This is a genomic window from Providencia sp. PROV189, from assembly GCF_028480065.1.
GTDB classification, from domain to species: Bacteria; Pseudomonadota; Gammaproteobacteria; order Enterobacterales; family Enterobacteriaceae; genus Providencia; species Providencia stuartii.
This window is the reverse complement of the sequence record NZ_JAMPOG010000005.1, coordinates 307,321-326,825: the sequence shown is the minus strand read 5'-3', so window position 1 is coordinate 326,825 and position 19,505 is coordinate 307,321. Positions and strand designations below refer to the sequence as shown.

Annotated in this window: 18 protein-coding genes; 6 read left to right on the top strand and 12 right to left on the bottom strand. The window is 42.6% G+C overall.

The genetic code is table 11. The annotated features are described in order from the left end of the window. The first annotated feature begins 14 nt into the window (after positions 1-14). The 5 genes from PR833_RS05480 (at position 15) to yacG (ending at position 4,345) form a co-directional block, all read left to right on the top strand. Positions 15-1,415 carry an ATPase, T2SS/T4P/T4SS family gene (locus tag PR833_RS05480; RefSeq protein ID WP_004921861.1) on the top strand — a complete coding sequence of 467 codons (1,401 nt, stop codon included), beginning with the start codon at positions 15-17 and terminating at the stop codon, positions 1,413-1,415. Then, positions 1,415-2,602: a type II secretion system F family protein gene (locus PR833_RS05475; protein ID WP_060560871.1), complete on the top strand. Its 1,188-nt coding sequence runs from the start codon at positions 1,415-1,417 to the stop codon at positions 2,600-2,602. Before PR833_RS05480 ends, PR833_RS05475 begins: the two co-directional genes overlap by 1 nt. A gap of 155 nt (positions 2,603-2,757) precedes the next feature. Next, on the top strand, positions 2,758-3,363 hold the full coding sequence (gene coaE / locus PR833_RS05470) for a dephospho-CoA kinase (protein ID WP_014656411.1): 606 nt from the start codon (positions 2,758-2,760) through the stop codon (positions 3,361-3,363). 9 nt (positions 3,364-3,372) lie between these two features. Next, positions 3,373-4,131, top strand: a complete 759-nt coding sequence (gene zapD / locus PR833_RS05465) for a cell division protein ZapD (protein ID WP_060560869.1) — start codon at positions 3,373-3,375, stop codon at positions 4,129-4,131. Positions 4,132-4,147: 16 nt separating this feature from the next. Beyond that, complete coding sequence (gene yacG, locus PR833_RS05460; protein ID WP_004921873.1) at positions 4,148-4,345, top strand: DNA gyrase inhibitor YacG; 198 nt, start codon at positions 4,148-4,150, stop codon at positions 4,343-4,345. 189 nt (positions 4,346-4,534) lie between these two features. Here yacG and mutT read toward each other — a convergent pair whose 3' ends face one another. From mutT to secM, 3 genes are all read right to left on the bottom strand, one after another. Continuing rightward, complete coding sequence (gene mutT, locus PR833_RS05455; RefSeq protein ID WP_040133346.1) at positions 4,535-4,939, bottom strand: 8-oxo-dGTP diphosphatase MutT; 405 nt, start codon at positions 4,937-4,939, stop codon at positions 4,535-4,537. Between the two features lie 53 nt (positions 4,940-4,992). Beyond that, positions 4,993-7,704, bottom strand: a complete 2,712-nt coding sequence (gene secA / locus PR833_RS05450) for a preprotein translocase subunit SecA (RefSeq protein WP_004921881.1) — start codon at positions 7,702-7,704, stop codon at positions 4,993-4,995. 103 nt (positions 7,705-7,807) lie between these two features. Then, positions 7,808-8,335 (bottom strand): secA translation cis-regulator SecM, encoded by a 528-nt coding sequence (gene secM / locus PR833_RS05445; protein WP_014656414.1) that lies wholly within the window; start codon positions 8,333-8,335, stop codon positions 7,808-7,810. A gap of 211 nt (positions 8,336-8,546) precedes the next feature. On the opposite strand from secM, the gene PR833_RS05440 reads away from it, so the two are divergent. Beyond that, positions 8,547-9,068: a DUF721 domain-containing protein gene (locus PR833_RS05440; protein WP_004921887.1), complete on the top strand. Its 522-nt coding sequence runs from the start codon at positions 8,547-8,549 to the stop codon at positions 9,066-9,068. Positions 9,069-9,131: 63 nt separating this feature from the next. Here PR833_RS05440 and lpxC read toward each other — a convergent pair whose 3' ends face one another. From lpxC to murD, 9 genes are all read right to left on the bottom strand, one after another. After that, positions 9,132-10,049, bottom strand: a complete 918-nt coding sequence (gene lpxC / locus PR833_RS05435; RefSeq protein WP_004921892.1) for a UDP-3-O-acyl-N-acetylglucosamine deacetylase — start codon at positions 10,047-10,049, stop codon at positions 9,132-9,134. 100 nt (positions 10,050-10,149) lie between these two features. Further along, positions 10,150-11,310 (bottom strand): cell division protein FtsZ, encoded by a 1,161-nt coding sequence (gene ftsZ / locus PR833_RS05430; RefSeq protein WP_014656415.1) that lies wholly within the window; start codon positions 11,308-11,310, stop codon positions 10,150-10,152. A gap of 57 nt (positions 11,311-11,367) precedes the next feature. After that, positions 11,368-12,624: a cell division protein FtsA gene (gene ftsA / locus PR833_RS05425; RefSeq protein WP_004921898.1), complete on the bottom strand. Its 1,257-nt coding sequence runs from the start codon at positions 12,622-12,624 to the stop codon at positions 11,368-11,370. A gap of 36 nt (positions 12,625-12,660) precedes the next feature. Beyond that, positions 12,661-13,470, bottom strand: coding sequence for a cell division protein FtsQ (gene ftsQ / locus PR833_RS05420; RefSeq protein WP_004921902.1), 810 nt, complete (start codon positions 13,468-13,470; stop codon positions 12,661-12,663). Between the two features lies 1 nt (position 13,471). Then, the gene (locus PR833_RS05415) at positions 13,472-14,392 is read right to left on the bottom strand and encodes a D-alanine--D-alanine ligase (RefSeq protein WP_004921904.1); all 921 of its coding nucleotides are present in this window, start codon (positions 14,390-14,392) and stop codon (positions 13,472-13,474) included. A gap of 3 nt (positions 14,393-14,395) precedes the next feature. Continuing rightward, entirely contained in the window at positions 14,396-15,859 is a 1,464-nt protein-coding gene (gene murC, locus PR833_RS05410) for a UDP-N-acetylmuramate--L-alanine ligase (protein WP_036941184.1), read from the bottom strand. Between the two features lie 57 nt (positions 15,860-15,916). Beyond that, entirely contained in the window at positions 15,917-16,990 is a 1,074-nt protein-coding gene (gene murG, locus PR833_RS05405) for an undecaprenyldiphospho-muramoylpentapeptide beta-N-acetylglucosaminyltransferase (protein ID WP_272525946.1), read from the bottom strand. Continuing rightward, positions 16,987-18,180, bottom strand: coding sequence for a cell division protein FtsW (gene ftsW / locus PR833_RS05400; protein ID WP_004921913.1), 1,194 nt, complete (start codon positions 18,178-18,180; stop codon positions 16,987-16,989). Before ftsW ends, murG begins: the two co-directional genes overlap by 4 nt. Then, a complete protein-coding gene (gene murD, locus PR833_RS05395) occupies positions 18,180-19,505 on the bottom strand; it encodes a UDP-N-acetylmuramoyl-L-alanine--D-glutamate ligase (RefSeq protein WP_004921917.1) in 1,326 nt (441 codons plus the stop codon). Before murD ends, ftsW begins: the two co-directional genes overlap by 1 nt.

Here is a 19,505-nt window from a genome sequence, read left to right as displayed (position 1 = left end):
TATAAGGTAAGTTTATGAATAGCACCAGGGAAAGAGATTTTATATTTAAAGAATTAAAAAGTATTTGTGATAAACACTATATTATTATTGTTGATTATAATCATAAAAGATTATCTATAGGTGTACCTAAAAAGCCAGATGACAATATACTTGCTACTTTACGTTTTATTGCTAGCGTGCCAGTATGCTATGACATTTGGCCGAAAGAAAAGATTGATCATTACTTCAATAAAAAATATGAGGAGATCCAAGAGCCAGAAACAAACTATCAACCTAATGGCGCCGAGCAGCTAGATACACGTTCACCCGCCGTCGATTTTGTAGAGAATATGCTCAAAACAGCGGTAAGAAAACGCGCATCTGATATTCATATCGAACCATCAAAACAAGGGATAAAAATCCGTTTACGTGTAGATGGCAAGCTCTATTTTATTCCTTCACCACCTCTCGAAATCAATAATGAAATTATTGCTCGAATAAAAATAGTTGCCAAATTGAATATTGCAGAGAAGCGATTACCACAAGATGGGCAAATGAGTTGGCATTTCGAAGGGCATAATTACAGTATTCGCCTGTCAACGATACCAACATTATATGGTGAAAAATTGGTTCTACGGATACTTAGCACCCAGCTAAAGTATTCTATAGAACAAATAGGGATGCACAATAATTTGCTATTAAGTTTAAAAAAAGAGCTATTGCAACCACAGGGCTTAATTCTTGTCACTGGCCCGACTGGCAGTGGGAAAACCGTCACGCTCTATAGTGCATTAGAGTATCTCAACCAATCTTCACGTAACATATCTACCATTGAAGACCCTATTGAGATCCCACTATCTGGAATTAACCAAGTTCAAGTAAACGATAAATATGGCTTGAGTTTCGCTCACATACTAAGAGCCTTACTCCGGCAAGATCCTGATATTATCATGGTAGGAGAAATTCGAGATGAAGAAACGGCACAAATAGCAACCAGAGCCGCACAAACAGGCCATTTAGTCTTATCAACTCTACATACCAATTGCACATTTAGCGCCATTGAAAGGATGGCGCAATTAGGTGTGAGTCAATCCCAATTGAGTTCTTGCTTAAAAATGGTGATTGCACAAAGGCTGGTACGCCGATTATGCCCAAACTGTAAAGTCACACACCCTAAAAATACTCAAATTAGCGACAATAAAACGATTAAAGAGTGGTCATCCACGGGATGTGATCTCTGTTTTGCAGGGTTTATGGGGAGAACCGCCATATATGAGTATCTAGGGCAAGATGCACTGACTGAGATTTTTCAGCATGGAAAACAATGTATCACTCATTTTCAAACACTTTTTCAGGATGGATTGAACTTAATTGAAGCAGGTGAAACCACATTACAAGAGCTCTATGCTATTACAGGGACAGGGGAGATTATTTAATGTTTATCTATTCTTATACCGCTTTATCTCATGATAATAATATTGTCCAAGATTTTATTATTTCTAAAAATAAAAAATCAGCCTTTATTGAACTCTTAGAAGCGGAACAAACTCCACTTCATATTCGTTTAAAAGCCATATTCATTCTCAACGCGGCCAATATTAACTACCGAACGCATTTTTTCTATCAACTAAATTCCCTCGTATCATCCGGTATTAATTTACTCCAAAGTCTATATATTTTGCAAAAAAATACACACTCACCATTTTGGCAAAAGATTATCACATCGACGATCACTGACTTAAAGAAAGGCAATCGGTTTTCTGATAGCTTAAGAAAACACCCTGACATCTTCACCCCCACCATAATCAGTTTAATAAGCGTCGCAGAAAAAACCGGAAATTATGAAAATAACTTTAAAATCATTGCAGGTATGCTAAAACACAATGAAGAGACAAAGAAAAAAATCACTAAGTCACTTAGATACCCTATTGTATTAACATTATTTTCTATCGCATTAATCTTCATTATGTTGGTTTATGTGTTACCACAATTTGAAACTATTTATCAAAGTTTTCAACACGAGCTTCCTTTAATCACAAAAATCATGATCTATTTATCTAATTTGGTCACTGATTATTTTCCTTATTTTTTACTTATAACGCTAATTATTTCATTACTGATTTGGAAATTTAAAGCGAATACCGTAAGATTCATTATTACGTTGCTATTTTATGTTCCACCTATCAAAAAATTAATCAAAAATAGTAACTTGAATATCTTTTTCTTAACCTTATCCTCAACACTCCAAGCGGGTTTGCCACTAACAGAATGTTTAAAATGTACAGCGGATACGCTGCATAATCCGTTGTATAAAAAAGAAAGCCTTTCTGTATATCATGCTGTTTTAAAAGGGGAGTCATTATCTGCTGCCGTTAAAAACAGCGCTTTCTTTCCAAGTATTGTGCATCAGCTAATCGCTGTTGCAGAAGAGTCTGGTCAGCTTCCTCACTTCTTACAGTATTTATTTACACATTTTTCAACGCAACATACTAGCTTAACTGAAAAGTCATTAAAGAATCTCGAACCTATCTTACTATTGCTAATGGCATTCCTCGTTGGAACTATTATGGTGGCAATGTACCTCCCTATCTTCAATTTAGGAAATGTTATAACAGGGATTTAATGGCTTAATTATAGGATAGCATTTTGCCTATTTATGCTATAAAACTACTTGCGGATGTTAAGATCAGTAAACCTACCGTGCGTATTATCTTGTGAGTGAAGACAAATCAAAAAAATCCGTGTAACCTACTATTTTTCAATAGAATGAAGAAGAATATGAGCTATATTGTTGCATTAACAGGGGGGATCGGTAGCGGTAAAACAACCGTTGCGAATCACTTTGCCAAGCTAGGAATACCGCTAGTTGATGCTGATATTATTGCCAGAAAAGTCGTCGAGCCTGGCTCACCAGCCCTTGAAGCTATCGCCTCTCGTTATGGCGCAGACATTATTCAACCTGATGGCTCTCTCAATCGACAACGTCTTAGGGAAATTATTTTTTCTGATGTCGCCGAGAAACAATGGCTAAATGCCCTACTTCATCCCTTAATTCATCAAGAAACACAACAACAATTACAGCAGGCCGATAGCCCTTATGTGTTATGGGTTGTACCTCTGTTATTTGAAAATAAACTCGCTCATCTTGCCAATCGGGTGCTGGTTATTGATGTCACCCCTGAAGAACAAATTTTACGCACGGTACAAAGAGACAATGTGAGTGAAGAGCATGTAGTGAATATTTTGAAAGCCCAAACCAGCAGAGAAAACCGTTTACTACAAGCTGATGATGTTATTACAAACCATGATGGTGAATTAAACATAGCTGAAAAGGTAGCCACATTGCACGAAAAGTATATGACGTTAGCACAACAGCAAAAATAGGAAATAAATATGAGTGAATCAAACACTGTAAACTTCGTCACTTACGAGTATCCATTGAATGAAAAAATTCGCTCATGGTTAAGGCTCGAAACACTATTACAACAGGTTTATGAGCTTAGTCACATTACATCCTATACCTCTGGTATTGCCTTTTTCCGCTCAGTTTCAGAATTAATTGAAATCCTTGATAGAGGTGAAGTACGCTCTGATCTGATCAAAGAGCTAGAAAAACAGCGTAAGCGTTTAGCTGCATGGGCCGAGGCTCCAAATGCAGACAACCAGTTGATCTCAACACTTCTTGATGATCTTGCGGCTAAGATTACCAATATCACCGCGGCGCCTAGATTTGGTCAACAATTACGAAATGACAAAATTATTAGTATGGTGCGCCAGCGCTTAAGTATCCCTGGTGGATGCTGTAGTTTCGATCTGCCCACATTACAGTTATGGCTTCATATGCCACAAGAACAAAAAGATCAGGCTATTAGCGAGTGGCTAAAGAGTCTCATGCCACTCAAAGATGCATTAGATACTATCTTGAGCTTAATCCGCCACGCAGGCGCTTTTGAGCTAAAAGAGTGCCATAATGGTTTTTATCAAGATAGTGTTGAAGACAAAGAGTTATTAAGAGTGAAGTTATCCAGCGATAAATTAATTTTCCCTCAGATTTCAGGTCATAAAACGCGATTTGCTATCCGTTTTCTTCACATTGACAGTGAAAATGGTATTGTACCCACAACGATGGCCTTTGAATTATCCTGCTGCTAATAAGGGGTAGTAATAAATGACTGAGAAAATTGAAGTTAATTGTCCAACTTGCCAAAAAGTTGTGGTTTGGGGTGAAGAAAGCCCTTATCGGCCCTTTTGCAGTAAACGCTGTCAGCTCATTGACCTAGGTGAATGGGCTGCTGAAGAAAAGCGTATTACCAGCCAAGGGGATATTTCTGACAGCGATAACTGGAGCGAACAGCCCGACCAGTAGCAACATGAGTGATGAGCTTTATATCCCAATCATTCCTCTGAGATAGATTGAGATATAAAGCATTTTTGATAAATATCCTGCTGCTATAAGCTAGTAATGATATTTTTCTACACGAACAAGAAAACACTAATATGGCTGTTTACCTTGGGATACGGCCCCGGTTTATCGTCAACAACCCCTAACTTAATCTCAGTGAATATCTTCTGCGTTTAACATATCAATAATCACTCGGTTAGCTGGAGGAAATTCACTTGCGACCAAGTCTTTTTGATCGACCCAACGCCCTTTTTGTCCCTCTTTCCCATAAGGTTCATTTTCCCAATCTGAAACCATAAAGAAGTATAAAGTGACATAACGTTCATCAAATTCGTGTTCGACACAATGAAAAAGCTCACATTCAGTGACGATAATGCCAACTTCTTCTTCTAGTTCACGGATAAGTGCATCTTGCGGTTGTTCGCCGTTTTCCAGTTTTCCCCCGGGAAATTCCCAAAAACCGGCCATATGCGTTCCACTTGGACGCTCTGTAATAAATATTTTTTGCGCGTTATTACGAATAATTCCAGCAGCGATATAAAGGTGTTTTTTTTCCATAATTTCTTCGTTAAAAAGGCGGGTTACCCCGCCTTGTTTGATGTAATAATTAATTATTTTAACCGACCATGACACTGTTTGTATTTTTTACCTGAACCACAAGGACATGGGTCATTACGACCAATTTTATGACCTTGTGTTGCTATTTGCGCTTCCGCTTCAGACATCAATGATTCAGCGCCAGCTTCATGGCTTAACTGTTGTCTTCTAGCTAAACGCTCAGCTTCTTCTTTACGTTGTTGCTCTAAAGCTTCAACTTCTTCAGGCAAACGAACTTGCACTTTAGAAAGTGTACTGATTACTTCATATTTTAACGATTCAAGCATATTCGCGAACATGTTGAAAGATTCACGTTTATATTCTTGTTTCGGATCTTTTTGTGCGTAACCACGTAAATGGATACCTTGGCGTAAATAGTCCATCGAAGCTAAGTGTTCTTTCCACAACGTATCTAACGTTTGTAGCATGACACCTTTTTCAAAGTTACGCATCATTTCTGCGCCAACAATCTCTTCTTTCTTCTGATAGACTTCGATGGCTTTTTCCATTATACGCTCACGAAGCGTTTCTTCATGTAACTCTGGTTCTTTATCCAGCCACTCTTTAATGGGTAAATCTAAATCAAAGTCACTCACCAGTCGTTTTTGTAGGCCTTCAATATCCCACATTTCTTCTAGTGATTGCGGTGGAATATAAGTATCGATTGTTGCCGTAAAGACATCTTCACGAATGCTATCCACGGTTTCTTTAATGTCACCACCATCGAGCAATTCGTTACGCTGACTATAAATAGCACGACGTTGGTCACTCGCAACATCATCGTACTCAAGAAGTTGCTTACGAATATCAAAGTTACGGTTTTCTACTTTACGCTGGGCATTAGCAATCGCTTTGGTTACCCATGGATGCTCAATCGCCTCACCAGGTTTCATACCTAATTTACGCATCATGCCTGTGACACGATCAGACGCAAAAATACGCATAAGCGCATCTTCCATTGATAAGTAGAAGCGAGAAGAACCGGCATCCCCTTGACGACCCGCACGACCACGTAACTGGTTATCAATACGGCGGGATTCATGGCGCTCTGTACCAATGATATGCAAACCACCCGCGGCAAGAACGGCATCATGGCGCTCTTTCCAACGTGCTTTAATTTCATCGATTTGCTCTTGAGTTGGCGATTCTAAAGCAGCAACTTCTGTCTGCCAGCTACCACCTAACATAATATCGGTACCACGACCTGCCATGTTAGTTGCGATAGTTACTGCTCCCGCTTGACCCGCGTTTGCAACAATATCTGCTTCTAAGGCGTGGAATTTAGCATTCAATACGTTATGCTCAATTTTTGCTTTTTTAAGCGCGTTAGAAATTAACTCTGACTTTTCAATTGAGATTGTACCGACCAGAACAGGCTGACCATTTTGTGTTCTTTCACGAATATCTTCGATAATAGCCGCAAATTTATCTGTTTCTGTCATATAAACCAGATCAGGTAAATCTTTACGGATCATTGGACGGTTAGTTGGAATAACAATCGTATCGAGTTTATAGATAGAACTAAATTCAAATGCTTCGGTATCCGCTGTACCTGTCATACCAGCAAGTTTTTCGTACAAACGGAAATAGTTTTGGAATGTAATCGATGCCAATGTTTGGTTTTCGTTTTGGATCTCAACACCTTCTTTGGCTTCAACAGCTTGATGCAGACCATCTGACCAACGACGCCCTTCCATTGTACGACCTGTATGTTCGTCAACAATGATAACTTGACCATCTTTAACGATATAGTCGACATCCAAAGTAAACAGCGCATGCGCACGTAGGCCGGCCATAACATGGTGCATCAACATAATGTTAGATGGCGAATAGAGTGATTCCCCCTCTTCCATTAAGCCTGCTTCTGTCAGCAGCTGCTCAATCAGCACCAAGCCGCGTTCAGTCAGCGTAACTTGACGTGATTTTTCATCAACAGAGAAGTGACCTTCGCCTTGGAAAGTGTCTGAATCTTCTTTTTCTTGACGCACTAGCTTAGGAATTAATTTATCAACTTTTTTATACAGCTCTGAACTGTCTTCAGCAGGGCCTGAAATAATCAGTGGGGTACGAGCTTCGTCGATAAGAATGGAGTCAACCTCATCCACTAACGCATAATGAAGTTTACGCTGTACGCGCTCCTCTGGGCTAAATGCCATGTTATCACGTAGATAGTCGAAACCGAATTCGTTGTTAGTTCCGTAAGTGATGTCAGCCGCATAAGCCTCACGTTTCAGCGCAGCAGGCATACCCGGAAGGTTGATACCAACGGTTAAACCTAAAAATTCAAATAAAGGACGGTTATTTTCGGCGTCACGCTTAGCTAAGTAGTCGTTTACTGTAACAACGTGAACCCCTTTACCCGTTAAGGCATTCAAGTAAGCTGGCAATGTCGCGGTAAGTGTTTTACCTTCACCTGTACGCATCTCAGCGATACAACGTTCATTCAGAACCATACCACCAATCAACTGTACGTCGAAATGGCGCATACCGAAAACACGTTTACTGGCTTCCCGCACTGTCGCAAACGCTTCTGGGATCAAGCTTTCGAGACTTTCATTCTTGCTTAGGCGATCACGAAATTCCTGCGTTTTTGCCTTAAGCTCATCATCGCTCAATTTTTCAAATTCAGGCTCAAGACGATTGATTTTTTCAACCTCTTTACGCAAGCGACGTAGAGTACGATCATTACGACTACCAAAAACCTTGGTTAATAATTTTGTTAACATATTGATATATTCTCAGGTAATTCAGTTAATTACTAAATAGTAAAATCCTGTATTTTGAATAAATACAGCGCATCTCGAACAGATGCTTAAATAAAACTAACAATTAACTGAAAGCAGGGCCCGCACGGATACCATGTACCTGAGCAACCCAAATAGCGGGTTGGTATGCAACGAAATGAGGGTAAGCATAGTGATCAGTTTGATCGAAACTATCACTCCATTGAAGTGAACGTTGTGCCAACATGGCATACAACGTATCAAGCATGACTTGAGGTGCTAACAGTGGCCCTTTTTTTTCATCTTGTTGATTTGCATCATCATCTTCAGAGATTGAAAAAGCGAATGTTAATTGCCTAATCACATTCCTGACCGCATGCTGCTGCCAGTAATTCACGGAATAAGAAGATGATGATGAGGAGCGCTGAGGGCTTTGCTGAGCAAATAAATTATCAAACGCATTAACCGCTTGGTTTTGGCGATTAATTGAAGAGGAGTTGAACTGCGTTTGCTGAGCATCAGATAACGCATTTAAAATCCCAGGCATGCCAATGCTCGTAGCCACAACCCCTAGTAAAAGGTGCGGCCAAAAGTATTTTATACCAAATTGTCGCCAAAGATTTAAAATGCCCATCAAAGTCTTATATTATATTTCTAATATACCATTCTTATTCATGATTGCTTAACAGCATGCCAACCATACCCGCTTGCTATAACTCACCAATCTCTATGATTGTGGCCCTCGTTGGCGCGATTTTCTCAAACACCCAACAGCACCTTGCTACAGCCTTGGTAATTTAGAGTATACTTAGATACTAAACCTACCTATTTAGACGGAGCTAACAATGAGAGATAGCCACCCACAAGCTTTGTTCGATGTTCTTGAGGAGTCACTCGCCAAAACGCGCAGCCCCTTGCTCACCATTCAACGTAATGCTATCGCGATTAATAAACTAAACAAAGCCGTTAAAGCACTGCTGCCAAGCGAATTAAAGCCCATGTGCCGCGTAGCAAACTACCGTAATTGCATTTTGGTTATCGAAGTTGCTAACGCAAGTTGGATGACGCGACTGAATTACGAAAAACTTCAGCTACTTTCTGCATTACGAAACTCTATTCTACCATCTTTATCTTCTATAGACATCAGAATCAATCCCGTTCTCATGCGAAAAAAGGCTGAAAATAGCTCACTGAATAATCAAACAGCTAAAACTGCTCAGGTTGCGAATAAACGTAAGATCAGTACAGAAACGGCAAAACAACTTTTGCATTTAGCGGAGAATAGCCCGAAGAGATTAAAAGAGAGATTAGAGCGGCTGGCTGCACTGGCCGGAGAGAGTACCAGTACAACCAACAGAAAAGACTAACACATCATTATATATGTGGTAGTAATATCACTGCTTACTCAACACTGACTATTATCAGTGTGATTAGGCGTAAACAGTTGAAGGTGCTTTGAATGCCACCGGCAATTCAGCTTCATCTTCAAATGTGACCAGATCCCAAGCAGATTCTTTTGCTAATACCGCTTGTAGAAGTTTGTTATTCAATGCGTGGCCTGACTTGTATGCAGTAAATGCACCAATAATATTATGTCCACACATGAATAGGTCACCAATAGCGTCGAGAGTTTTGTGACGAACGAATTCATCTTCAAAACGTAGGCCATCTTCGTTGAGTACACGATAGTCATCAACAACGATAGCGCAATCGAAGCTACCACCTAAGCATAAGCCTTGGGATTGCAGATATTCAATATCACGCATAAAACCAAATGTACGCGCACGACTAATTTGGCGCACAAACGCTTCTGCTGAAAAATCCAGCTTATAACGTTGAGTGCTGCTATCAATCGCTGGGTGATTAAAGTCAATGGTAAAATCTAGGCTAAAACCATTGTATGGTGCAAATTCTGCCCATTTATCACCATCTTCTACACGTACTTTCTCTTTTATACGTAAGAATTTTTTCGCACTGTTCAATTCTTCAATACCAGCATCTAGTAATAAGAAAACGAACGGTGCTGCACTGCCATCCATGATCGGGATTTCAGGCGCATTGACTTCAATAACAATGTTATCGATACCTAATCCTGCCAAAGCAGCATTCAGATGCTCTACGGTCGAAATACGCACGTTGTCTTCGTTGACTAAGCAAGTACATAACATGGTATCGCGGACAGACTTAGCATCAGCCGGAAAATCAACCGGAGGATTTAGGTCAGTACGACGGTAGATGACCCCGGTGTTTGCCGCCGCTGGACGCAGAGTAAGCGTGACTTTTTTGCCGGTATGTAAACCAACACCAGTCGCTTCAACTATACGTTTAAGTGTCCTTTGTTTGATCATCGTATTTTTCTCGCAATGTTATCCGTCCTGCTGATTATCTTACTAGATAACCAGCGGGAAAGTTTAGCACAAAAAGCGGAGAATCCAATATTAATTAAAATTAATCGGCCTGTTTACGCAAAAATGCCGGAATATCTAAGTAATCAGGTTCTTTATTCGCTTGCGTATTTTGGTCATTCACCGCTTTCGCAGCAACTGGTTTTTCCTCTGTCAGAGAAGACATGCTATTTTGCATTTGCTGATAACGCTGCTCCATAGACGCTTGCTGTGACATCTTGTTATTCACCAGAGTGATTTCAGGGCGTTTGTCCATACCGATACCGGTAGCCACGACAGTGACGCGCAATTCATCATTCATCTCAGGGTCAAGTGATGTACCAATTACGACGGTTGCATTATCAGATGCGAATGCGCGGATGGTATTACCCACCGTTTCAAACTCATCCAAACGCAGGTCGAAACCAGCGGTAATGTTGACAAGAACACCACGTGCGCCAGACAGATCGATATCTTCCAACAGTGGACTTGAAATTGCCATTTCAGCCGCTTCTTCAGCACGATCTTCACCACGAGCCACACCGGACCCCATCATTGCGTAGCCCATCTCTGACATCACAGTACGTACGTCAGCAAAGTCCACGTTCATCAGACCTGGGCGTGTGATCAGTTCCGCAATACCTTGAACAGCGCCTTTCAGTACATCGTTAGCTGCGCCAAATGCATCAAGTAAAGAGATACCACGACCCAAGACTTTTAATAATTTATCATTTGGAATCGTAATCAATGAGTCAACATGCTTAGATAGCTCAGTGATACCAGATTCCGCAAATGCCATGCGCTTTTTGCCTTCAAAGTTGAATGGCTTAGTCACAACAGCAACTGTTAAGATGCCCAGCTCTTTGGCAACCTCAGCCACAACTGGGGCAGCACCTGTACCTGTACCACCACCCATACCAGCTGCAATAAAGACCATGTCAGCACCTTCAAGTGCATTACGTAAAGCTTCACGATCTTCTTCAGCGGCATTGCGACCGACTTCTGGGTTTGCACCCGCGCCAAGGCCTTTAGTGATACCAGTACCGATCTGGATTGTTTGTCCGACTGCAGTTTTACGCAGTGCCTGTGCATCAGTATTGACGGCGAAGAATTCCACGCCTTCAATACGTTCACGCACCATGTGTTCAACGGCGTTACCGCCGCCGCCACCAACGCCGATGACTTTAATCACCGCATCGTTGGTTAGCTCCATTGGTTCAAACATAATGTCTCTCCGTTTTGTGCTTTACTTCGAAGCTAATAATATGCTTCTGAATAAAAATTAAAATTCTTTTCTCAGCCAGCCTGTGATTTTACTAAACCACCCTTTAACTGAAGCACGTTTTTCCGTTTCGGTATCATCGCCAAGATGGCTCTCTTTACCGTAATGCAGAAGCCCAACCGCAGTTGAATAGTATGGCTCCTGAGCATAATCCGTTAAGCCTGTAATATTGAGCGGAATACCGACCCTAACTTGTGTATGGAAGACTTTTTGAGCACATTCGACGAGACCGTCGATTTGTGCCGCCCCTCCCGTTAGCACGATACCCGCTGCCAAATGGTGTTTGACACCTTGTTGGCGTAACTGTTCCTGTAAATTTAAAATTTCTTCATTTACAAGGTTTAACAGCTCTGTGTAACGTGGTTCAATGACCTCCGCTAAAGTCTGACGTTGTAGACTTCTTGGAGGACGCCCTCCCACGCTAGGGACTTCAACAGTTTCATCTTTGCTCACTATCGAACCGACAGCGCAGCCATGACGAACTTTGATTGCCTCCGCATCACTCGGTGGAGTACCGAAGGCATAAGCGATATCACTGGTGACGACATTACCTGCATAAGGGATAACTTTGGTATGACGTAGTGCCCCACCGGTGTATACCGCCATATCCATGGTTCCGCCGCCAATATCGACAACACAAACGCCAAGTTCGCGTTCATCTTCGGTCAATACTGAATAGCTCGCCGCAAGACCTGCAAAAATCAGCTGGTCGACTTTTAATCCACAACGCTCAACCGCTTTTACAATATTTTTTGCCATGTCGTTATGACAAGTAATCAAATGTACCTTGGCTTGCATACGTACACCTGACAAACCAACAGGGTTCTTAATACCTTCTTGGTAATCAATCGCGAATTCTTGTGGTATGACATGAAGAATTCGATGCTCATCACGAACCCTAACTGATTTTGCGGTATGAACAACACTGTCAACGTCTTCTTGTGTCACTTCCTCTTCCGAAACGGGCACCATGCCGATTTCGTTTTGGCAGCTAACATGCTTACCTGATAACGCAAGATAAACTGAAGAAATTTGGCAATCCGCCATCAACTCAGCCTGATCAATCGCCCTTTGCACGCATTTAACGACTGATTCCAAGTCATTAACGCCACCTTTGTCCATTCCACGAGATGGACAACTTCCCACCCCGATAATATTCACCATACCATCGGGCAGAATTTCGCCGACAAGGGCCGACACCTTGGAAGTTCCAATTTCAAGGCCTACAACTAATTTTCTGTCCGTCGTTTTGATCATTTGCTTCTGCCTAGTCTGAGTTATTAGCAATATTAATTATTGTAACTCCAGTGGTGCATCCACTAGGAGCGGAGCCCACCCCACCGCAGCACCACTGGTATAACGAAGGTCAACATAGTCGACACGTTTATCTGTGGCTTGCTGCAAAAGCGGATAAAGTTCAAGGAAACGATTTAACCGCTGAAAAACTTCTTTTTTCCCGAGCTCTACTCGGACATCATTATCTAAGATAAGTTGCCAAGCATGGCGTGCCGTCATAGATACTGATTTCAATTTTAAATTGTGTTCTGACAATATTCTTTTAAATTCAATGTACTCTTTTATAACTTCTTTTTGGCTACCTTGGGGGCCATAGAGCATCACATAATTGCCCTTGCTGCTTTCACTCGCAGGGAGGCTAAATACTCGCCCCTCCTGATCAACCATATTTTGGTCATTCCAACGTGCGTAAGGTACGTATTCTACCAGATGTATCTTTAACTCATCAGGCCACTGTTTGCGAACCGTCACCTGACGGATCCAAGGCATCGCACTTATTTGATTTTGGATGGCATTGACATCAACTGTCATAAAAGTACCAGGTTGCCCTAGAGATAATATCGCCTTCCTCACATCATCATTGCTGGTATAGTGGCGCTCTCCGGTTAATACTAACTTTGACATTGGCAGCCTATCTGCATCTTTCATCCAGTTCATGACGGTCCAGCCACTCCAAATGATTGTTCCCACAACCATTAGAAAGAAAATCAACCCGCCGAGAAAAGCACCATTACTTGGGCCTGACCCTGACTCGTTGTTGTCATCATTATGCTTATGATGCCGAACATTCAATGCTGCCTGTGACATATCAGTTAGCCAATTCCAAAATACGTACTACCAACTGCGAAAAATCCATACCTGCTTGGCGCGCTGCCATTGGCACTAAACTGTGACTTGTCATTCCTGGTGAGGTATTCACCTCTAGCAAGTAGAATTGACCGTCACTATCTTGCATCACATCAACTCGCCCCCAACCGCGACACCCAACCGCCTGATAAGCACGCATCGCAAGTTGTGATAACTGCGCTTCTGATCCTGCATCTAAGCCACTTGGGCAAAAATATTGCGTTTCATCAGAAAGATATTTCGCCTCATAATCGTAAAATACCCCAGGAGGCTGAATACGAATTGATGGTAATGTTTGTTCACCAAGCACTGCGACCGTATATTCTGGACCACTTAACCATTTCTCAATCAGTACGGTTTCATCGAAACGAAACGCTAGTGCCAACGCCGCTGATAAATCACCTAAATTATCAACTTTGCTCATCCCTACACTTGACCCTTCAAGGCTCGGTTTGACAATAAGTGGTAATCCTAGATATGCGACTAATTCTTCAATTTTTTCAGTTTTAAGTGAACTAAACTCAAATTTACTCAACGAAACATAAGGCGATACTGCTAGCCCTGCTCCTTCCCAAAGTTGCTTTGTTCTTAATTTATCCATACTCAAGGCGGAGGCCATCACGCCACTACCTGTGTACGGCAAACCTAAAAACTCCAGCATCCCTTGAATTGTACCGTCTTCTCCCCCTCGGCCATGAAGGGCGATAAACACTTTATCAAACCCAGCATCCTTGAGAGTGACCACTGGAAAATCTTTTGTATCAATAGGATGCGCATCAATTCCAGCCTGACGTAAACCAGCAAGCACCGCATTGCCTGATTGAAGAGAAACTTCACGTTCAGCAGATGTTCCGCCAAATAACACCGCGACTTTCTCGGCCATGAATCACTCCTCTACCATGGGTGGCTGTAATTTTGTTTCAGCAAGATTACGCGCTATTTTACCAATATTCCCAGCACCTTGAACTAAGATTAAGTCATTATCTTCAAGTGCTTGAGCTAAAATTTGTGCAACTTGTTCAGGCTCTGCCACATAAATTGGATCAAGCTGACCACGACCGCGTATCGTCCGACATAATGAACGACTATCCGCCCCCGGCACAGGCTTCTCTCCCGCAGGATAAACCTCTAGCATCAGCAATACATCTACTTGGCTGAGGACATGGGCAAAGTCATCATATAGGTCACGAGTACGTGAATAACGGTGTGGCTGAAACACCATCACAATTCGTTTGTCTGGCCATCCGGCTCTTGCCGCTTTTATTGTCGCGTCAACCTCTGTTGGATGGTGACCATAATCATCCACCAACATCACTTCGCCTTCTTTACCATTCACATGACGTAGTGAATAGTTTCCAAGAAAATCAAAACGGCGCCCTGTACCTTGGAACTCAACCAGTGCAGACAAGATATGCTGATCATCAATGCCTTCTTCCGTCGCCACGGCGACAGCCGCTGTTGCATTCAGAGCGTTATGTCGCCCCGGTGCATTCAGCACTACGGTCAGTTCCGGCATATTTTCACGGGCAATAGTAAAGAAGCCTTGATTACCTTTTTGCTCATATTTAACGATGCGTACATCGGCATCTTCACTAAAGCCATACGTCGTCACGTAGCGACTGACTCGCGGTAATAATGAACGGATCACAGGATCATCAATACACATCACCGCACGACCATAAAATGGTAAGTTATGCAGGAAGTTGATGAACGTATCTTTCAAGGTTTCAAAGTTACCTTGGTAAGTATCCATATGGTCCGCTTCAATGTTAGTAACCACCGCAACTAAAGGCTGCAAATGTAAGAAAGAGGCGTCACTTTCATCAGCTTCTGCGATTAAATAACGGCTACTACCTAAACGGGCATGAGTCCCCGCGGATTTCACTAGACCGCCGTTAACAAATGTAGGATCTAAGCCCGCTTGCGCATAGATCCCTGAAATCATCGCTGTTGTCGTAGTTTTACCGTGTGTACCTGCCACTGCAATACCATGACGATAACGCATTAATTCCGCCAACATTTCAGCGCGGCGGATAACAGGAATACGTAATTCATGCGCCGCTTGGATTTCAGGGTTGTCCGCTGAAATTGCAGTCGAAACAACGACTACGCTCGCATCTTCAACATTCTCAGGACGGTGATTAAAATAAATAGTTGCACCTAAAGCCGTGAGTTGCTGAGTAACGGCATTTGGCGCTAAATCAGAACCACTAATTTGGTAACCTTCATTTGCCAACACTTCGGCGATACCACCCATGCCAGCACCACCGATACCGACAAAATGGATGTGCCTGACTCTTCTCATTTCTGGCACTGATGTTCTTAATTTCGCCAACTGTTGTGTATTCACTGTATGTCTTCGCTTTTAGTTAATTCTATATCTATGCCATGTTATCGATGGTGATAACTATTTAGCCACTTCACTGATTACTGCCGCTACACGCTCTGTCGCGTCGGTGATAGCACAAGAACGTGCCTTTTTCGCCATCGATAATAATGCTTGCCTATCCCACTGCGCCAATAGGCTAGCAACGTTATCCGCAGTAAATTGTGGTTGCTCAAGGATTTTTGCCGCTCCCGCCTTTTCTAGCGGAAGCGCATTCCAATACTGTTGACGATCTTTATGCTGAAATGGCACAAAAATCGCAGGTAACCCTGCTGCGGCAATTTCACTGACTGTTAACGCTCCAGAACGGCAAACCACAATATCCGCCCATGCATACGCCTGAGCCATATCATCAATAAACTCCGTAACTTTATACTCGGAATTAACTGAATTTTTTAGCCGTTCATTATACAACGCTTCTGTAGTTTCCTTACTGCCTTTTCCCGCTTGATGCCAGATATTTAACTGTTTGCCTACTTTTTCAGCAACCTCTGGCATTACTTGGTTCAAAATACGCGCGCCTTGACTACCACCTACAACCAGTACGCGTATTTTATCGTCGCGATCCGATAATCGCTCCTCGGGCAGTGGCAGCGCTAAGACATCTTTTCGTACTGGATTGCCAACAATTGGCGCATCCGCAAAAGCACCGGGGAACGCTTGAAGTACTCGTTTTGCAATTTTTGACAACCATTTATTCGTTAAACCTGCAATCCCATTTTGTTCATGTAGCACCACAGGTACACCTGATAACCAAGCCGCAATCCCACCAGGCCCTGAAACATATCCGCCCATACCGAGTACAGCGTCAGGTTGATATTGTTTGATAATGGCTTTTGCTTGGCGTATCGCTTTAAAGATCCGCCAAGGCGCGGCAGCCAATGCTAACGCGCCTTTACCTCTAAGCCCTGATATCCGTATAAATTCAATCTCAATACCATGTTGCGGTACTAACGTTGCTTCCATGCGATCGGCTGTGCCTAACCAACGGATTTCCCAGCCTTGAGCCTGCAAATAATGGGCCACAGCTAAACCTGGGAATACATGCCCCCCAGTACCACCAGCCATGACTAATAACCTTTTTGCTTGACTCATTTAACACTCCTTACAAACGCCTGCGCTTTTTGCAGACGTGTTTCAAAATCGACACGTAATAACACGGCAATAGCAGCAGACATAATTAATAGGCTTGAGCCACCATAGCTGATCAATGGTAATGTTAACCCCTTCGTCGGTAACATACCGGCAGCAGCTCCAACATTAACTAATGCTTGGAAGGTAAACCAAATACCTATCGAACACGCTAAATAGCCAGCAAATAATTGGTTAGCTAATAAAGCTCGACGGCCTATCATCATTGCGCGAAATGCCAGCATAAATACCATCAATAACACCAACACAACGCCAATATAGCCAAGCTCCTCAGCTAAAACCGAAAAAATAAAGTCCGTATGCGCTTCTGGTAAATATTCCAGTTTTTGGACTGAGTTCCCTAACCCTTGCCCAACTAACTCACCTCGACCAAATGCCATTAATGATTGGGTAAGCTGATAACCGCTACCAAACGGGTCTTCCCATGGATTCAAAAATGATGTCACTCGGCGCAAACGGTAAGGCTCAAACCAAATCAGTGCTAATACCCCGACAACACACGCCGCAATCCCAATAATAAAGGGGGCCAATCTTGCTCCGGCAAGGAAGAGCAACCCTAGGGTGGTGACGACTAGTACGATAACGGTTCCCAAGTCAGGCTGTAGTAGCAATAATGATGACATCACAATCAAGATACACATTGGTTTTACAAAACCAAGGAAGCGTGTTCTCACTTCCTCTGACTTTCTTACTAAGTAACTGGATACATAGCAAAATAGAGCTAATTTAGATAACTCAGCCGGCTGAATTTTAACAATACCGATATCAATCCAACGCGATGCCCCGTTGACAGAGCTCCCTGCAACCAGTACTACCGCTAATAACAGCAGGGAGACCATTAACAATACAAAGCTGTATTTTTCCCAAACTGCCATTGAGATCCGCATCACGCCTAACACTAAAACAAAGGCAATGGCTAAATAAACGGCATCACGCTTGGCAAAATAAAAAGGATCTTCTGTCAATCTTTGCCCCACCGGCATGGATGCCGATGTCACCATAATAAAACCGATTGCAGCGAGGCCAAGTGCCAGCCATACCAAGGTGCGGTCATAGAGTGTTGAGCCAGCAATAACGCCACCCTTTTCACCAAGCACCCAGTTTTTTATGCGCACAGCACCTGGTATAGTCATCAGCCTAACTCCTTCGCTAACTGAGCAAAAATCATCCCTCGCTGCTCAAAGTTTTTAAATTGGTCGATACTTGCACAAGCTGGAGACAGTAAAACCATATCGCCTGATTTTAAATGTGGAGCCAAATAACGCATGCTCTGCTCCATCGTTTCCGTCAGCACAGATTTTTCAGGCTCCAATTGGGCTAGAGCTTTACCGTCACGACCAAAGCAGTACACACGCACATTATCTTGGGCAAGATATGGCTTTAAGGGTGAAAAATCGGCAGCTTTACCATCACCACCTAATAGCAGATGCAGTGTTCCATCCACTTTTAAGCCATTTAGTGCGGCTTCCGTGCTACCCACATTGGTCGCTTTAGAGTCGTTAATCCAACGTACTCCGTTATTCAATAACACCAGTTGGAAACGGTGCATTAATCCAGCGTAATTTTTCAGTACATCCAAGCAAGCCTTACGCTCTATGCCTGCAATATCTGCCAGTGCAAGCGCTGCCAGCGCATTCGTGTAATTGTGTTGCCCAGTCAAATGCATATCAGCAACATCAATGATGGCTTGCCCTTTCGCAACTAATAAACGCTGTTGTGTATCAAAATAATAATCACCACTATCGACCCCAAAGCTGATACACGCTTCATGACGTCTATCTCGTGGTAACGTCAGTGGGTCTTGCGCGTTCACAATGCAATTCGCCGCATTATGATAAATACGTAATTTAGCGTCGCGATACTGCGCTAACCCTAATGGATAGCGATCCATATGGTCTTCTGTCACATTCAGTACGGTTGCCGCTAAGGCTTGTAAACTGGATGTGGTTTCTAATTGGAAGCTTGATAACTCAAGCACATAAAGCTGGTGACCTTGGTTAAGTAGGGATAATGCAGGAATACCAATATTACCACCCACACCAACAGAGATACCTGCGGCTTTTGCCATTTCCCCGACTAAAGAAGTCACCGTGCTTTTACCGTTAGAGCCAGTAATGGCAATGATTGGTGCATCAGCCTCACGACAAAACAGCTCAATATCGCCAACAATCTCAATGCCTTTATTAGCCGCCTGTTGCAACTCAGGTGTCGCTAGAGCAATACCCGGACTTGCGACAATCAAATCAGCTTCTTGTAACCATGAGTTATTTAAACTGCCATGGTGATATTCGACATTGCTAGGTAATTGCTCTACACCGGGTGGGGCAGAACGAGTATCTATCACACGTGGAATGACACCTTGTGATAAGAAAAAGTGCACACAGGATAGGCCTGTTAGACCTAACCCGATAATCACCACTTTTTTACCTTGATACTGTTTACCCTGAATACGAGCCAT

Bases quoted from the DNA above. Each gene is read 5' to 3' on its own strand.
- PR833_RS05480 (WP_004921861.1), top strand. From the start codon at position 15: ATGAATAGCACCAGGGAAAGAGATTTTATATTTAAAGAATTAAAAAGT.
- PR833_RS05475 (WP_060560871.1), top strand. From the start codon at position 1,415: ATGTTTATCTATTCTTATACCGCTTTATCTCATGATAATAATATTGTC.
- coaE (WP_014656411.1), top strand. From the start codon at position 2,758: ATGAGCTATATTGTTGCATTAACAGGGGGGATCGGTAGCGGTAAAACA.
- zapD (WP_060560869.1), top strand. From the start codon at position 3,373: ATGAGTGAATCAAACACTGTAAACTTCGTCACTTACGAGTATCCATTG.
- yacG (WP_004921873.1), top strand. From the start codon at position 4,148: ATGACTGAGAAAATTGAAGTTAATTGTCCAACTTGCCAAAAAGTTGTG.
- mutT (WP_040133346.1), bottom strand. From the start codon at position 4,939: ATGGAAAAAAAACACCTTTATATCGCTGCTGGAATTATTCGTAATAAC.
- secA (WP_004921881.1), bottom strand. From the start codon at position 7,704: ATGTTAACAAAATTATTAACCAAGGTTTTTGGTAGTCGTAATGATCGT.
- secM (WP_014656414.1), bottom strand. From the start codon at position 8,335: ATGGGCATTTTAAATCTTTGGCGACAATTTGGTATAAAATACTTTTGG.
- PR833_RS05440 (WP_004921887.1), top strand. From the start codon at position 8,547: ATGAGAGATAGCCACCCACAAGCTTTGTTCGATGTTCTTGAGGAGTCA.
- lpxC (WP_004921892.1), bottom strand. From the start codon at position 10,049: ATGATCAAACAAAGGACACTTAAACGTATAGTTGAAGCGACTGGTGTT.
- ftsZ (WP_014656415.1), bottom strand. From the start codon at position 11,310: ATGTTTGAACCAATGGAGCTAACCAACGATGCGGTGATTAAAGTCATC.
- ftsA (WP_004921898.1), bottom strand. From the start codon at position 12,624: ATGATCAAAACGACGGACAGAAAATTAGTTGTAGGCCTTGAAATTGGA.
- ftsQ (WP_004921902.1), bottom strand. From the start codon at position 13,470: ATGTCACAGGCAGCATTGAATGTTCGGCATCATAAGCATAATGATGAC.
- PR833_RS05415 (WP_004921904.1), bottom strand. From the start codon at position 14,392: ATGGCCGAGAAAGTCGCGGTGTTATTTGGCGGAACATCTGCTGAACGT.
- murG (WP_272525946.1), bottom strand. From the start codon at position 16,990: ATGAGTCAAGCAAAAAGGTTATTAGTCATGGCTGGTGGTACTGGGGGG.
- ftsW (WP_004921913.1), bottom strand. From the start codon at position 18,180: ATGACTATACCAGGTGCTGTGCGCATAAAAAACTGGGTGCTTGGTGAA.
- murD (WP_004921917.1), bottom strand. From the start codon at position 19,505: ATGGCTCGTATTCAGGGTAAACAGTATCAAGGTAAAAAAGTGGTGATT.